The sequence below is a fragment of the Halorientalis pallida genome (genome assembly GCF_049605515.1).
Lineage (GTDB): Archaea > Halobacteriota > Halobacteria > Halobacteriales > Haloarculaceae > Halorientalis > Halorientalis pallida_A.
Window position 1 is genome coordinate 2,782,707 of sequence record NZ_CP187158.1, and the last position, 13,506, is coordinate 2,796,212.

The 13,506-nt window shown below is 64.7% G+C and carries 18 protein-coding genes; 7 read left to right on the forward strand and 11 right to left on the reverse strand.

The annotated features are described in order from the left end of the window. Window positions 1-50: 50 nt before the first annotated feature. The 6 genes from ACOZ4N_RS15955 to ACOZ4N_RS15980 form a co-directional block, all read right to left on the reverse strand. Window positions 51-761: a hypothetical protein gene (locus ACOZ4N_RS15955; RefSeq protein ID WP_424017355.1), complete on the reverse strand. Its 711-nt coding sequence runs from the start codon at window positions 759-761 to the stop codon at window positions 51-53. Between the two features lie 439 nt (window positions 762-1,200). Next, on the reverse strand, window positions 1,201-1,527 hold the full coding sequence (locus tag ACOZ4N_RS15960) for a hypothetical protein (protein ID WP_424017356.1): 327 nt from the start codon (window positions 1,525-1,527) through the stop codon (window positions 1,201-1,203). 159 nt (window positions 1,528-1,686) lie between these two features. Continuing rightward, complete coding sequence (locus ACOZ4N_RS15965; protein ID WP_424017357.1) at window positions 1,687-1,971, reverse strand: hypothetical protein; 285 nt, start codon at window positions 1,969-1,971, stop codon at window positions 1,687-1,689. Between the two features lie 568 nt (window positions 1,972-2,539). Further along, window positions 2,540-2,866: a hypothetical protein gene (locus ACOZ4N_RS15970; protein ID WP_424017358.1), complete on the reverse strand. Its 327-nt coding sequence runs from the start codon at window positions 2,864-2,866 to the stop codon at window positions 2,540-2,542. Window positions 2,867-3,878: 1,012 nt separating this feature from the next. After that, a complete protein-coding gene (locus ACOZ4N_RS15975) occupies window positions 3,879-4,442 on the reverse strand; it encodes a hypothetical protein (protein ID WP_424017359.1) in 564 nt (187 codons plus the stop codon). 65 nt (window positions 4,443-4,507) lie between these two features. Next, entirely contained in the window at window positions 4,508-5,104 is a 597-nt protein-coding gene (locus tag ACOZ4N_RS15980) for a hypothetical protein (protein WP_424017360.1), read from the reverse strand. Between the two features lie 167 nt (window positions 5,105-5,271). Between ACOZ4N_RS15980 and ACOZ4N_RS15985 the strand changes: the two genes are divergently transcribed. The 3 genes from ACOZ4N_RS15985 (at window position 5,272) to priL (ending at window position 7,885) form a co-directional block, all read left to right on the forward strand. Then, window positions 5,272-6,015, forward strand: coding sequence for a DNA polymerase sliding clamp (locus ACOZ4N_RS15985; protein WP_424017361.1), 744 nt, complete (start codon window positions 5,272-5,274; stop codon window positions 6,013-6,015). Window positions 6,016-6,109: 94 nt separating this feature from the next. Beyond that, window positions 6,110-6,724 (forward strand): DUF7139 domain-containing protein, encoded by a 615-nt coding sequence (locus tag ACOZ4N_RS15990; RefSeq protein WP_424017362.1) that lies wholly within the window; start codon window positions 6,110-6,112, stop codon window positions 6,722-6,724. 63 nt (window positions 6,725-6,787) lie between these two features. Then, window positions 6,788-7,885, forward strand: coding sequence for a DNA primase regulatory subunit PriL (gene priL / locus ACOZ4N_RS15995; RefSeq protein WP_424017363.1), 1,098 nt, complete (start codon window positions 6,788-6,790; stop codon window positions 7,883-7,885). A 27-nt stretch (window positions 7,886-7,912) separates the two neighbouring features. Here priL and ACOZ4N_RS16000 read toward each other — a convergent pair whose 3' ends face one another. Further along, on the reverse strand, window positions 7,913-8,119 hold the full coding sequence (locus ACOZ4N_RS16000) for a DUF7472 family protein (protein ID WP_424017364.1): 207 nt from the start codon (window positions 8,117-8,119) through the stop codon (window positions 7,913-7,915). Between the two features lie 201 nt (window positions 8,120-8,320). Here ACOZ4N_RS16000 and ACOZ4N_RS16005 point away from each other — a divergent pair, with 201 nt between their 5' ends. Next, entirely contained in the window at window positions 8,321-8,929 is a 609-nt protein-coding gene (locus tag ACOZ4N_RS16005; protein WP_424017365.1) for an SWIM zinc finger family protein, read from the forward strand. Here the strand turns inward: ACOZ4N_RS16005 and hjc are convergent. After that, entirely contained in the window at window positions 8,924-9,454 is a 531-nt protein-coding gene (gene hjc / locus ACOZ4N_RS16010; RefSeq protein ID WP_424017366.1) for a Holliday junction resolvase Hjc, read from the reverse strand. The genes ACOZ4N_RS16005 and hjc overlap by 6 nt on opposite strands. A 113-nt stretch (window positions 9,455-9,567) precedes the next feature. On the opposite strand from hjc, the gene ACOZ4N_RS16015 reads away from it, so the two are divergent. Continuing rightward, a complete protein-coding gene (locus ACOZ4N_RS16015; RefSeq protein ID WP_424017367.1) occupies window positions 9,568-10,464 on the forward strand; it encodes an EamA family transporter in 897 nt (298 codons plus the stop codon). Between the two features lie 77 nt (window positions 10,465-10,541). Next, window positions 10,542-11,123: an NADPH-dependent FMN reductase gene (locus ACOZ4N_RS16020; protein WP_424017368.1), complete on the forward strand. Its 582-nt coding sequence runs from the start codon at window positions 10,542-10,544 to the stop codon at window positions 11,121-11,123. Here the strand turns inward: ACOZ4N_RS16020 and ACOZ4N_RS16025 are convergent. Both ACOZ4N_RS16025 and ACOZ4N_RS16030 read right to left on the reverse strand, forming a co-directional pair. Further along, entirely contained in the window at window positions 11,120-12,019 is a 900-nt protein-coding gene (locus tag ACOZ4N_RS16025; RefSeq protein ID WP_424017369.1) for a DUF7351 domain-containing protein, read from the reverse strand. The genes ACOZ4N_RS16020 and ACOZ4N_RS16025 overlap by 4 nt on opposite strands. 27 nt (window positions 12,020-12,046) lie before the next feature. Beyond that, the gene (locus ACOZ4N_RS16030; protein WP_092688234.1) at window positions 12,047-12,229 is read right to left on the reverse strand and encodes a hypothetical protein; all 183 of its coding nucleotides are present in this window, start codon (window positions 12,227-12,229) and stop codon (window positions 12,047-12,049) included. 113 nt (window positions 12,230-12,342) lie between these two features. On the opposite strand from ACOZ4N_RS16030, the gene ACOZ4N_RS16035 reads away from it, so the two are divergent. Then, window positions 12,343-12,705, forward strand: a complete 363-nt coding sequence (locus ACOZ4N_RS16035; RefSeq protein ID WP_424017370.1) for a DUF5658 family protein — start codon at window positions 12,343-12,345, stop codon at window positions 12,703-12,705. On the opposite strand, the gene ACOZ4N_RS16040 is transcribed toward ACOZ4N_RS16035, so the two are convergent. Continuing rightward, entirely contained in the window at window positions 12,697-13,485 is a 789-nt protein-coding gene (locus ACOZ4N_RS16040; protein WP_424017371.1) for a class I SAM-dependent methyltransferase, read from the reverse strand. The genes ACOZ4N_RS16035 and ACOZ4N_RS16040 overlap by 9 nt on opposite strands. Between the last annotated feature and the right edge of the window lie 21 nt (window positions 13,486-13,506).

The window sequence follows — 13,506 nt, forward strand, 5'->3', positions numbered from 1 at the left end:
AAGCGATATCAGCCCTGCGATTGCGCCGACATAAACGAGAACACTACACATCAGTACCTTCTGATTCCGTGGATGTCGTAGACTTCGACTGGGTCGTACTTGCGGAAATCTACAGTTGCAGGGAGCAGAGCCCCAGTCTCGGTCTTCGCCCACACCCACACGGTTTGATGCCTGCGCATCGCGTCCTCTGCATCGTCGGTGACGTGTGCCTGTACGTAGCTGGTCGTCTCGGCTAACATGGGGATGTGGCGCTTGTTGTTCCACCACTCGACGCTACCCCAGTCAGGTTGTTGCTTCTTGGCGGTGACGACAGCTCGGTTCTGAGCCGCGACTGGGGCCGTCCCCTTGTTTCGAACTGCAACTCTAGCTGTGTTTGGTGACCCAACTTCTACGTGGCGGGTGATGAGGTCAGGAGTGAGGTCGAGCAGGGTTTCGGCGACCACCTTGTCGTCTCGGTACTTGGCTATCCCATGCATCCCGATGAGAGTTGTCGGGCTCTCGAAGATGACCTCGTGCTTCGTGTCGGTGATGCGCTTGTATCGCGGTTCTGCTGGTAGGTCGTTTAGTGTATACCGTCGCAGCTCTACGTTGTCAACTGGTTCTGTCGTAGTGATTGTGAGAATTTGGTTGGTGTCATCTAGCGATGTTTTCCACCACGTTTCATCGATTTGTGGCTTCTCCGCTGCTTCGGATGTCTCAGTAGCGACGACTGGTAGGAGTGCGGTGCTGCTGACGGCTCGGAGGTAGTCGCGTCGTTTCATTCTACCCTCTCGTATTGATTTGTATGGATATTCTCTCGATACGTGACGACTTCTTGCCGACCGCGGATGTGCTTATGATAGACGTGGTCTGACCAGACGTCGATATACGTACGACCTCGCGTCCTGCGGTCAGGTGGCTCAGAGTAGTAGGTCAGAACGACAGCGTCATCGTGGTATTCCTCTGCTATTTGCGACAGTGGATACTCAGTCTCGAACAGCGTGTCGCCGTCGACTGTTTCCAGCGCCCACTGAATGCGCGTCTGACCTTGGTGATGGACTTCGTACGACTTCAGCAGACGACCCGTCTCGTTGGCGTAACTATCGAGTACAGCAGTCAGATATCGTTCTTCAGTGAGGTCACTATCTCTCTGCGACTGAGATATAACACTGTACGGTGTCGCTACGCCGACAGCGACAGTTTTGATGTAGTCGCGTCGATTCATTGCTTATCCATTCGAACCAGTTCCTCGGCTACTTTGTCGACCGTATCGGACTCGTCAGCCGCGTCAGGGAGCAGCTGAAACACGTTCATCATTTCGTTAGACCCGAGTCGCCAGCGCTGGTCGACGCGCTGCTGCGTCTGTCCAGTTAACCTATCATCCTGTGAGACGAACTCTTTGAGCTGGCTGGCATCCAGCACAATGCGACCAGAGAGTATACGGTAGACGTGCGTGTCAGTGCGTTGCGCTTGCCGCAGAACAGCTTTACCGTACTCCGAGTCCGCACTGAAATACCCGACCTGAGTAGGGTCGTCGGTTCCGAACATCACAATACCTCCGTCGAAACGAGGTCCCCATCGTGGAGCTTCACGATGACATTATTCCTACAGCTTGCGCACGCTGTCTCTGCTCGGTCGTGCCCACTGCTCTTGACGATAGCCGTGTGAGTACGACCGCAGCCACTGGCTGGACAGCCGAAGTTGACGCTAGTTGTCGATGTCATTCTTTTCTGGGATGATGTTACACGCCCGAGACAGCGCCTGAGACGCTTCCTCGGCATCTGATTCGATTGCGATTCTATCGGCTTTACTCAGCTGGGGGTCTTGCTCAGAAAACCGCTGCAGAGTCTCCAGCGCTTCATCCATCGTCCGAAGTAGATACACCATCGCATGCATATCCTTCTGCGACGCGTGTTTCAGGACGTTCTCATCGAACTCCGTCTCCGCTTCGTAGTACCAGTTCTGTTGCTCATCGTCGTCGAACAGACTCATCGCTCACCCCCAAACAGCACTGTCTCTGGCTCGGTGCTAACCACCTGACGGTCGACCTCAACCCACTGCCGCATCTGGTCTTGCATCTGCTCCGATGCCAGTTCCACCAACTCCTCTTCCGAAGCGAAACCCTGAACCTCAACTTCGATTCGACCAGCCTGTAGCCGTACCTCGTTCGGTCTGCTTCGGTTCGCTGAAGAACTACCATTATCGCTGTTATCGTCGTTCTCAGAACCCATACGCCCGCGCTACGGTTTTGCTACTTAACTGCGTCAGAAAATCTTCCATACACCTTTAGCAAGAAATTAATATAATATATAATGTGTCTGATATATCTGAATCTAACTGGAGCGCTAGCGACGTTATAGACGCTATCAACGACCATTACGAGCAAGACCCAGACGACCCTAACTGGTATCGCTGCATCCGCTGCGGCCACAAGGTCTATGTCGATTTCGAGGGCGAGCAAGAACAGATACCAGTTCCTGCTACCCTTTCACAAGTTACGAAGCACGAGAGAACAGAGTGTTCGAACCGAGACGGTGCTGGGTAGTTGGATTGCGATTCGTCAGTCAAAATCGCCCTCCGCCGCCTTCTGAACTACCCTGACGTAGCTGTCTGCCAACACCTCGACAGCGTTGATTTCCGCCAGCTTCTCTTCTGCTTCGTCTTCGTCTGAGATATCCCGAAAGACTTCGACTGGGAAGCCCTCGTCATCTCCTTCTTCGGGATGTACCTTTGGTTCAACGGTTAGGAACAGTAGGTCCTCTGGGGTGTACATCGCCTGTAGCACAGGCGCTTCATTGTGACGCCATGTACTCAGACCCCACATCGATTTTATAACACCTTCAGGACTCCTCTCGCTCATATGCGTCCAGTTTGTTAGTTCAGTCATGTTTTGTCACCTTGTTAATACTGCAGAGCTTGGTTTTTCTGAGCGTAGTCAAACACACCTGTCTTGTCACGACTCTCCATCCAGCTATCCACATCGCTAACCGAAGACGCATGGTCGTGACTCAGCAGCGCCCTATCCTCACGCATAATGTGTAGTGGCGAACTACAATCACCACAGGAGCGATATCCCTTCGCAGCCGACCTCACTGCCCGACAAGACCGATGCTTCCCAAGTCGTAACTCGTCACAGGTGATGCAGTACATCGGATACTGCCAGTACTCCGCCGCCTGCTCAAGCGTAAGATAGTAACGCGCGGCGGAAGTGCGACCGTCCAAATTCAGGGGCTCAACCCACTCACGGAACGACTCTCTGTGACCAGTCTCGACATCGTCTGTCTGACGCTGATAAATATGTACCAGCTCATGTCGGACTGTTTGCCGCCATCGAATGTCGTACTGCATCGTATTCTTCGAAATTTCAAGATACTGCTTCGCCGCTCGCGGAGCGTCGTCGTACTTGTGGTCACGATACTTCGGGATGCCACCTGCCTGACCGTGACGCCACGTCGCGTGACCGTTGACAGCAAACACGACTTTCGATAGGTCAACATCTGTACGGTCGATTGGCCACTCGAATCCGTACACGACACTATTCGCGTAGTCGCGGACGCGCCGCGTCAACTCCCTATCGCGGTACAGGTATCCTTTCGCGCTATTCACCGTTCCATGCGCCGTTTCTGACATCGCCATTGCATATTGGACTGTGCCCTGAAGAGTATATAAATCCCGTCATCTCGTTTGCTTCTTAGAAGGCTTCAGAGTGCCAAAATCGTACGATACTGTGATTTCTGATTGTATTTAAAAGCTATCTTTTCGTTTGAGCAATACCGGGGCTGTGAGAGAATTAGTACTCATAACAATTCGGCAAGTATTGTTGTAGTACTCGTCTTTGCGTGTCATCTGATTGTTCGGCGTAGCCCGCCGAGCCGTTTACCCGTGTCGTTCGCGCTCGCTCAGAACTTCGAGAAGTTGGTGTCGGGGTAGACCTTGCCGTCGGCGAGGTCCACCACGTCCAGATCGGCGAGTCTCGCCAGCCGGTCCGCGGCCGCGTCTTCGGCCACGCCGAGGTCCACCGCCCGCGCCAGCACGCGCTCGCGACTCGGCACCGACTCGATGAGGCCGTCGCCGTCGATCTCGGTCTCCTCGGCGACGATGGCTTTGAGGATCGCGCCGTGATGGCGGCGCTCCCGGACGGTCTCGCGTTCGTCCCACTGGACCGTCAGTGTCCCGTCCTCGTTGACGTGCTCGACGACGAACCCGGCGGGGAGGTGATCGTTGAGGGCGGCGACCAGCGCGGCGCGGTCGAACCGCGGCCGGAGGGTATGGTGAGTCCCGTCCGCAGACGTGTGGGCCACTTCGACGTTGACCCCGGCCTCGTCGACCGCGTCGGCCACACCTGCCGCCAGCCGCTCGCTCACCGTGTCGAGCACGTCGCCTTTCTCCCGACGGAATTTCGCCTCCTCGGCCGCCAGCTCCGCGTACGACTCCATCAACTCGTGTGGTGTCTGTTCACTCATGCCACTCGATTCGGTGGCTGGACACGAAACTTCCGGGGTGGGCTCGTGATCAGAAACGCGCGGTCTCACTCGTCGCCGTCCACCCACCGGGCGAGCGCGCCGGCCCCGGCCAAGCCGCTCAGAGCGGTTAGAACGCCCAGCCCTGGCCCGTCGGCCGCCGTGGTCCCGGTGGCACCTGGGTCCGCGGCCGCGTCGCCGCCCGGGGTCACGTCGTCCAGGACCGACGCGTCGGCCGCGATCTGTTCGAGTTCGACGCCCACGTAACTCCCGGGGCACTGTTCGACCTCGTTGATCACGAACAGCCCGCCGCTGGGGATCGAGCGGTCGTCCGGGACGTACACCCGCGTCTCCGTCGCGAAGTGATCGGTGTCCTTGCGGTCGATCAACAGCACCTCGTAGGCCATCGTCTCGTCGCGCGGCCAGTCCGCGTACCCACACTCCTCGGCGAGCGGTGCCTGGATCGGGTCCGGGTCGGTGTCGACGTGGACGAAAAAGCCCGCGAGGGACGCGGTGTCGTACTCCTCGGCCTCGGGTACTGCCGCGCGGGTCGTGATCCCCTCCGACTGTGCCTGGCCGACCGCCGTTCCGGTCGCCGCCAGCAGGCCAGCCGACCCCAGCCCAGCGAGGACCGTCCGCCGTGAGACTCCCGTGTGCGGTGCCATCGTCGTGGCTCGGCCGGCGGCGGTCCTGAGTCTTGGCCTTGCTCGTGCAAGCACCGGTGGACTCCGGGGTCGGACTGTCGGCCCGTCGGTCCAGTTCGTCCGGTCGCCGCCGACCGGGAACGGAAAGACGGGACTTTTTAAGAGATGGGGGCGTAGCCCGGGTCAAGATGTTCAACGCCATCGTGAGTGCAGACACGCTCCGGGCGACGCTCGACTCCGTGAGCGTCCTGGTGGACGAGTGCAAGATCCACCTCACGGACGAGGGCATCGAGATCCGGGCGGTCGACCCGGCAAACGTCGGGATGGTCGACCTGCGGCTCGACGCCTCGGCCTTCGAGTCCTACGAGACCGACGGGGGGATCATCGGTGTCAATCTCTCGCGGCTGGAGGAGTTCGCCGGCATGGCCGACGCGGGCCAGCTGATCCAGCTGGAACTCGACGAGGAGACCCGGAAGCTCCACGTCCAGATCGACGGGCTGGAGGGGACGCTGGCGCTGATCGATCCGGATTCGATCCGGCAGGAACCCGACCTGCCCGATCTGGACCTGCCCGCGACGGTCGTCCTCGAAGGGAAAGACATCAATCGCGCGGTCACCGCCGCCGACATGGTCTCGGATCACATCGCGCTCGGTGTCGACGCCGACGAGGAAGTGTTCTACGTCGACGCCGAGGGCGACACCGACGACGTTCACTTCGAACTCGGCCGGGACGACCTCATCGACCTCGTGGCGGGCGACGCCCACTCGCTGTTCTCGCTCGACTATCTGAAGGACATGAACAAGGCCATCCCGAAAGACGCCGAGATCGAGATGGAACTCGGCGAGGAGTTCCCCGTCAAGATGCACTTCGACATCGCGGAGGGCGACGGGACGGTCACCTACATGCTCGCACCCCGTATCCAGAGCGACTGAGCCGGCCGGGAATCGCGTCGATCTCTCTGCTCTCTCGCCCCGTCACACGCGTGTCTGACGCATCGTTTTGTAGGTGGAGCGACCATACGGAACCATGCCGAGCCTCTCGGAGGCCTACACCGACCGACGGGACCGCGGGAAGCGTGATCCACGCCGGATCGCGCTGGGTGCGGCCGTGTCGCTGTCGGGCGCGGTCGCGCTCGTCGCCGCCCTGCTCGTGGTGACGACGCCGCTCGGGGACCTCCTCGGGGCCACCGACGCCATCGCCGCCAAACACCTGGGTGGTGTTCTCGCGGGGCTGGGCGGCCCGGCCGTCCTGCTCGGGGTCGTCGCCGTCCTGCCCTCGAAGCGCCGCCAGCAACTCGGGGTCGTCGCCGGATCGCTCGTCTCGGTCGCCGGCGTCTACCTGTTCTCGGTCGCCTACCCCGACCGCTGGTTCTACGCCGCCGACCCGCTGGTGTTCGAGACGGCCGTCGTCTACTTCGTCGGCGCGTTCGTCGCGCTCTGGTACGTCTTCGTCGCCGTCGCGAACTTCCGGCGGCGCAACGACCCTCACGGCACCGTCACGCTCGAGATCGAGAAGGGCGGCGAGACCCGCCGCATGGAGGTCACGCCCGCCGAACTGCAGGAGTACCGGTCGAAGCTGGCGGATGGGGGTCCCGAGAACGAGGACGTGGTGACCGAGATCGAACACCGCCACGAGCGGTGAGCGGCGGCGACTCACTCCCCGGACCGTCGGGTTTATTCGGACCCGGCGGCAACCAAGGCGTCGATGAAGGCGCTCCACGCCCGCTACCCGTTTCTGTCGGCCGCCCGGGAGGCGGTCGAGACCGCCGGCGTCGACCTGGCCGAACTGGTCGCCAGCGACTCGGCGGCGGTCGAACGCGGTCTGGAGCGCGTCGAGTGGGCCGTCACCGAGGGCACCGTCGGCGAGCCACACCGCCGCACCCGCGTCGAGTTGCTCTCCTACCCGGTCGCCAGAGTCCTCGTGTCGCTGGTCGACGAACACATCCTGTTGCGCCGCTACGCCCGCGCGGAGGCGGCGACGGCCTACGACCGCTTCTCCGAGGAGTTGACCGCGACGGCGGAGTTCCAGAGTACCCGCACCGAACGACTGGACCTGGGGGACCTCCTCGCTGAATTCGATCTCGCCGGCCACGTCCACGCGGTCGCGGGCGAGGACGAGGCGTATCGGGTGGACGTGGGCACCTACCTCGAACACACGGCCGGCCAGTGGGGTGACGAGTGGCGGCTGGTCAACCGCCCGCTCGCCGACGGCCAGGTCCCCATCGACGAGGACGAACTGCTCTTGCTCGTCCGCCAGGCCGTCCGTCGCCGCGTCGAGGACGGCCTCCCGCTCTCCGTGCCGGACGCCATCGCCACGGAACTGGACGAGGAGGCCGAGCACGTCCGCGACGTGCTCGCGGATCTGGACCTGACCCGTGACATCGACACGGTCGTTCCGGACCTGTTCCCGCCGTGTATGCGCCACCTGCTGGACAAGGTCCAGAAGGGCGAGCACCTCGAACACCACTCCCGGTTCGCCATCGCCGCCTTCCTGACGAGTATCGGGATGACCACCGACGAGATCGTCGAGCTGTTCCAGGTCAACCCCGGGTTCGGCGAGGAGGCCACCCGCTACCAGGTCGATCACATCCGGGGAGAGACCAGCCCCACCGAGTACTCCGCGCCGGCGTGTGCGACGATGCAGTCCTACGGCGACTGCGTGAACAAAGACGACATCTGCGAGGACGTGATCAACGAGTCACACCCGCTGAACTACTACGAACACCGGCTGGAAGACGCCGACGAGGAGGAACTGGTGGACTGGAGAGAAGGCGACGAAGACGAGGACGGCGACGCGGCCTGACGGCCCCGTGTCACCGGCTCGGGCCGCTCACTCCCGGAAGGAGAGCCAGTAGCCGACGAGGGTCATGACGACGATGAACAGTGCGACCGCACCGAGGACGGCGAGGCCGCCGGTTCCGGAGAGGTTGCCGTTGGTGCCGAACGTCGTGCCGACGCCCATGACGGCCGCGATGAAGACGAGTACTGCCGCGAACGAGACGCCCGCTTCGACGACCGTCTCCCGCTCGATATCCATGTGCGCGGCTTTCACCGGCCCGTGCAAAAGGGCTTCGATGCCGCCGGACGCCGGCGATTTCGCCCCGCTGGAGAACGGCGGGAACTGCCGCCACAGCCCGTCTCCCTCGTGGATTCTGGCCGGATCGGGCGTATCACTTAGGTGGCTCGGGCACCTACGACCGGACGGACGCGCCGGAAACTAGCAGCGTCCTGATCGCCGATGTCACGAGCTACAAAGACCGCGCTCGCGCCCGACCTCCGGGACTGTGACGAGCGCACCGTTCGCGCATGGACCGAGCCGATGGCCGTCACGCCGCTTGGCGGCGGCTGTTACCGGGTCGACACCGACGACGACACCTACACCGTCGACGTGCCCGGCCACCGCTGTACCTGTCCGGATTACCACTTCCGACACGCACACTGCAAGCACCGCCGCCGGGTCGCCATCGAGATCACGCAGGAGCGCATCCCCGCCCCGGGCCAGCGCCGCGCCGACTGCGCCCGCTGTGGCCACGAGTCGTTCGTCTCCGAGACCGCCGCGGTCCCGCTGTGTGCGGACTGTCGGCTCGACGACGGCGACGTGGCCGTCGACCGCGAGACGGCCGACACCCTCGTCGTCCGGCGGGTCCTGCCGGACCGCGCCGACGAACACGTGATCGAGGCCACCGGCAGGTCCGTGGCCGACCACGAGACGAACGAGGACTACCCGGCCGACGACCTGGTGGTCGAAGCCGTCTACCTCGGCGATCAGTTACGCAACGACGACCCCCGCGTGTACGCGTTCCCCTACTCGCGACTCCGGCAGGTCGAGGACGCAGAACTTCTATAGCATCTCCACGGCGTCCTCGACCGAGATGTCGCCCCGGTCCAGCGCCGCCAGGACATCGCGGACGGCCTCGTCGTCTTCGTCCGTCTCGTCCTCGGCGGCTTCGGCCGCCTCCGCGAGCGTGACCTTCTGTGTGTCGCCGACGAACTCCGCGAAGTCGGTGCCGTCGGCGAGCGCGGTCTCCTTTTTGACGCGGTAGTTGCCGCCGTCGGTCGTGTAGAGGTCGCCGGGGTGGAAGAAGTACCAGTCCTCGCGGTCGAAGCGGACGCCGACGCGCGGTTTCGCGCCGAAGTTCTGGGCGAAGTACAGCAGGGCCTCGATCTCCTCGCCGTCGAGATAGATGGGGTCGCCGCTGGAGGACTTGGCCTCGATGGCGTAGAAGGCCTCGCCGTCGCCGGCGAGGACGTCCGGGAGTTCCCGCTCGGTGGCGCTCCCGCTGGCGGGCGCGCGCATCACCGCGAACCCGGACTCGTCGAGGGCGTTGACGAGTTCACGCTCCCGTCTGTCGCCTTTCCGGTTCGAGGACATGCCACCGGCTTGGCCGGGTGGGGGCAAAAGGGACACGGGAGCGGGGCGGAAGTGAACGGAAGCCACTTGGGGCGGCCACCCCGAACGGGGAGCGTGACAGGAGCGGATCGTCGGTGACGGGGACGCCGCTGGTCGTGTACGCGCTGGCGCTGTTGCCGGCCGTCCTCTGGGGTCTCGGGCCGATCTTCGACAAGCGCGGGATGGACGCCGGTGGGACGGCGACCCAGGCCGCCATCGTCGTCGTGGTCGTGGACTCGGTGCTGTACTGGCTGGCGTTGCTGGTGACCTCCTGGCCCGACCCCTTCGCCGGGCTGACGGTCGATCTCGTCGCCGTCTTCGCGGTCGCCGGCCTCTTTGGCACCGCGATGGGCCGAATCCTCGTGTTCGCCGGGGTCCACCGGGTCGGGGCGAGCATCAACAGCGCCGGCATCAGCACGCGCCCGCTCTTTGCGACCCTGCTCGCGCTGGGCTTTCTCGGCGAACCGCTGGGCCCGCTCACGGGCGTCGGCATCGTCGTCCTCGTCACGGGACTCGTGGTCCTGACCTACTCCAAGGGCGGGGACGTGTCGGGCTGGAAACCCCGCGACCTGCTCTTTCCGGTCGGCGCGGCGGCCGTGTTCGCGGCGGGCAACGTCCTCCGGCGGTTCGGCTTCGGGGACACCGCGGCGACACCCCTGCAGGCCGTCGCGATCAACGAGACCGCGGCGCTCGTGGCGCTCGCGGCCTACGCGCTCGTCACGCGAGGCACCGATCCGCTCGACACGCCCCGCGAGTCGTACACGTACTTCACCGGGAGCGGCCTCATCACGGCCGTCGCCCTGCTATCCTTCTTCACGGCGCTCTCCATGGAGGCCGGACGGGTCGCCATCGTCGACTCGCTCGCGGCGACGGCACCCCTCTTTACCACCGTCTTCGCCGCCGTCCTCCTCCGGGACGTAGAGCGTGTGACGCGCGGCCTCGTCCTCGGCGCGGCACTCGTCGTCGCCGGGGCCGTCTGCATCACGCTTTAGTATCAGTTCCGTTACTGAAAACGCCTTCACCAATCGCTTATCTCGGTGTGGGGCGTGTGTTTGGATACACTCGATACATGACTGAGAACGCACACGTCGTCGCGATCTGCGGGAGTCAGGCCGACGACAGCGTGACGCGAGTCGCCGCCGAACGGACCCTCGACGCCGCGCGCAGTGCGGGCGCGACCACGGACCTGCTCGACCTCCGGCAGTGGGACCTGCCGACCTTCGACTCCGACCGGCCCGACGCGGGCGAGGCGTCGGCGGTGCGTCGCCGGGTCCGCGAGGCCGACGCCGTCCTGCTGGCGACGCCGATGTACCACGGCTCGTACGCCTCGCCGCTGAAGACGGCGCTGGACTACTGCGGGTTCGACGAGTTCGAGGACACGACCGTCGGCCTGCTGGCCGTCTCGGGCGGCGGGTTCCCCCTGCCGGCGCTCGAACACCTGCGAACGGTCTGTCGGGCGCTGGACGCGTGGACGCTCCCCACCCAGGTCGCGGTCCCGGATTCGCACTCGGCGCTGACCGACGCGGGAGCATTCGCCGACGACGCCGTCGCCGAACGCGTCGCGGGACTGGGGCGGGAACTCGTCGCGTACGCCAACGTCGCCGCCTACCCGGACTGTCCGTCGACGCCCGCGCCGGCCGCCGGCGACTAGCTGTCGAGGGACCCGATCGCGGCGTCCGCGCCGACCGTGGCGGTGATCGGCTCGTCGTCGGGGCCGGCGGTGACGGTGACTTCGAGTGGGTCCGACCCGGCGAGTGCGACGCGGTCGGCCTCGACGACGAACGGCAGGGTCCAGAGCCGTTCCTCGCGCACGTCGACGCCGCGGTCGTACAGCGCGCCGACGACGGCGGGGTGTGAGAGCAAGACGACGCCGCTGGGGACGTAGCTGTAGAAACTGCAGTGCTGGCAGTCGGTGGCGACGAGGGCGGGCTGGTCGCTCGCGAAGTGTTTGTCGTACCGGTCGAGCGCCTGGAGGGTCGTGGCGTCGGTCACCAGCGCCGCGTCCGTCGGACCGGCACAGACCGGGCAGACGCCGTCGGTCGCCGAGAGCCAGTAGCGCCGCGTCCGGCGGTCGAAGGCCCGGACGACGCCGGCGTCGTCGCGGCCCTCGAACCCGCCCGGGTCGAAGGGATAGCCCAGGACCGTCTCCCCGCAGTCCGGACACTCGATCCGGGCGATGAACTCCGCGTACGTGAACGTGAGCGACCCCGCACAGTCGGGACAGGTGCCGGACACGTCGATCTCGGTTCCGGCGAGATCCCGGTGGAAGACGCCGCTCTGGATCGCGTCGACGACCCGGTGGCCCGGGTAGAGCAGTTCGTAGCGGTCCTCGACGTGAGCGACGAACCGGCCGGTCAGCTGCGAGAGGTGGTAGTTGAACTGCCCGGCGTCGCGCACGCCGACGGCGCTCCGGAGGTCCGAGAAGGACAGCGAGTGGCCCTCGGCCGCCCAGAGCGCCCGGAGAATCTCCAGGCGGAGTTCGTGGGCCACCACCGAGAGGGCGTCGGCGGCGTCGGCCCCGTCGTCGCCGGTGTCACGCGTGGGCATCGACCCGGGGATTGAGCGGCACGGCTATTAGTCCCACTCCTCGACCACGACGGCCTCGGAGCTACAGAGGATGCAGGAGCCGCCGTGGCGGATGGCGACGACCTGTCCGCCACAGTCGAGACAGTGGAGCAAGCGGCGGTGATCTTTCGACATCTCGGCGCGAATCTCGTCGGTCTGCGGTGGGATCAGCGGCATGGTCGGTGCCGTCACCAGCAGTAGGGACTACACCATCAAGAATTGCCTGCCGACGCGGCGGCCCGGACGACTCACGCGCTGACACCGCGGGGACTGTTATGTGGCCGGCCCGTCTCTCCGCCGGTAGGATGGGGTCGGAATCGGGGTCGCCGCCCGACGACAGTCGCGACGCGCTCGAACGCTTCGAGCGGGAGCTACCGGAATCCCACGCCGTGCTGTGGACGGTCATCATCGTCGCGGCGGCGTTCGACGTGGTGACGACGCTCGCGGGTCTCTCGGTCGGGTTCGAGGAGGGCAACCGGGTCGCGCGTGCCTTCCTGACGACCTACGGCGACGCCGGCATCGGTCTGCTGAAGTTCGCCGCGCTGGTCGTCCTCGTGGTCACCTGGCACTACCTCCCGGACCGGCCGGCGGAACTCGTCCTGACCGGCTTCGCCGTCATCTCCGTGCTCACCGTCGCGCTCAACGCCCTGACACTGCTCTCACTCTGAGCGGACGGCGCGGAATCGCAGTCGGCGGTAGTCCGCCGTCCACGTCTCGCCGTCGAACAGGTCCGGTCGGAGCCGGTCCTCGACGGCCGCGACGATAGCCGCGCGCTCGTCGTCGGGCACGTCCGAAAAGAGGCTATCGCCGAACATCGAGAGCCAGTTGGCGAGGCCGTCGGCACCGCCGTCCAGTTCCGTCGGCCGGTCGAACAGCCGCGCGTGTCGCACCTCGAACCCGTGGGTCTCCAGTCGCGGCGCGTACTCGCCGATGCTCGGGAAGTACCACGGGTGGGTCGCGTCGTAGCCGCGGGCGTCGAGTTCGGCCAGCGTCGCCGTGACGATCCGGTCGACGTTGCCCGCGCCCCCCATCTCGACGACGAAGCGGCCGCCCGGGCGGAGCGCGTCGGCCACGCCCGCCAGCACGCGGTTCTGGTCCACGTCGGAGATCCAGTGGAGCGCGGCGTTTGAAAAGACGGCCTCGAAGGGTTCGCGCGCGCTGAACGAGCGGGCGTCGGTCCGCTGGAAGGAGATGTCGGGATAGCTCTCGCGGGCCTCCCGGACCATCTCGGCGGCCCGGTCGATGCCGACGACCTCGCCGGACTCGCCGACCGCGTCCGCGATCTCCGCGGTCAGGTGGCCCGTCCCGCAACCGAGATCGAGGACGCGCTCCCCCGGGTTCGGGTCGAGCAGGTCGATCACGCCCGCCCCGTACTCGGTGACGTACGTGTGGTCCTCGTCGTAATCGTCCGGGTTCCAGCGGTTCCGGGCACCGTCGTCCTCGGCCATACGGATCGCTTCGCGTGGCGA

What these genes read in the sequence shown, in the direction of transcription:
- ACOZ4N_RS15955 (WP_424017355.1), bottom strand. Translation starts at nt 761, where the DNA reads ATGAAACGACGCGACTACCTCCGAGCCGTCAGCAGCACCGCACTCCTA.
- ACOZ4N_RS15960 (WP_424017356.1), bottom strand. Translation starts at nt 1,527, where the DNA reads ATGTTCGGAACCGACGACCCTACTCAGGTCGGGTATTTCAGTGCGGAC.
- ACOZ4N_RS15965 (WP_424017357.1), bottom strand. Translation starts at nt 1,971, where the DNA reads ATGAGTCTGTTCGACGACGATGAGCAACAGAACTGGTACTACGAAGCG.
- ACOZ4N_RS15970 (WP_424017358.1), bottom strand. Translation starts at nt 2,866, where the DNA reads ATGACTGAACTAACAAACTGGACGCATATGAGCGAGAGGAGTCCTGAA.
- ACOZ4N_RS15975 (WP_424017359.1), bottom strand. Translation starts at nt 4,442, where the DNA reads ATGAGTGAACAGACACCACACGAGTTGATGGAGTCGTACGCGGAGCTG.
- ACOZ4N_RS15980 (WP_424017360.1), bottom strand. Translation starts at nt 5,104, where the DNA reads ATGGCACCGCACACGGGAGTCTCACGGCGGACGGTCCTCGCTGGGCTG.
- ACOZ4N_RS15985 (WP_424017361.1), top strand. Translation starts at nt 5,272, where the DNA reads ATGTTCAACGCCATCGTGAGTGCAGACACGCTCCGGGCGACGCTCGAC.
- ACOZ4N_RS15990 (WP_424017362.1), top strand. Translation starts at nt 6,110, where the DNA reads ATGCCGAGCCTCTCGGAGGCCTACACCGACCGACGGGACCGCGGGAAG.
- priL (WP_424017363.1), top strand. Translation starts at nt 6,788, where the DNA reads ATGAAGGCGCTCCACGCCCGCTACCCGTTTCTGTCGGCCGCCCGGGAG.
- ACOZ4N_RS16000 (WP_424017364.1), bottom strand. Translation starts at nt 8,119, where the DNA reads ATGGATATCGAGCGGGAGACGGTCGTCGAAGCGGGCGTCTCGTTCGCG.
- ACOZ4N_RS16005 (WP_424017365.1), top strand. Translation starts at nt 8,321, where the DNA reads ATGTCACGAGCTACAAAGACCGCGCTCGCGCCCGACCTCCGGGACTGT.
- hjc (WP_424017366.1), bottom strand. Translation starts at nt 9,454, where the DNA reads ATGTCCTCGAACCGGAAAGGCGACAGACGGGAGCGTGAACTCGTCAAC.
- ACOZ4N_RS16020 (WP_424017368.1), top strand. Translation starts at nt 10,542, where the DNA reads ATGACTGAGAACGCACACGTCGTCGCGATCTGCGGGAGTCAGGCCGAC.
- ACOZ4N_RS16025 (WP_424017369.1), bottom strand. Translation starts at nt 12,019, where the DNA reads ATGCCCACGCGTGACACCGGCGACGACGGGGCCGACGCCGCCGACGCC.
- ACOZ4N_RS16035 (WP_424017370.1), top strand. Translation starts at nt 12,343, where the DNA reads ATGGGGTCGGAATCGGGGTCGCCGCCCGACGACAGTCGCGACGCGCTC.
- ACOZ4N_RS16040 (WP_424017371.1), bottom strand. Translation starts at nt 13,485, where the DNA reads ATGGCCGAGGACGACGGTGCCCGGAACCGCTGGAACCCGGACGATTAC.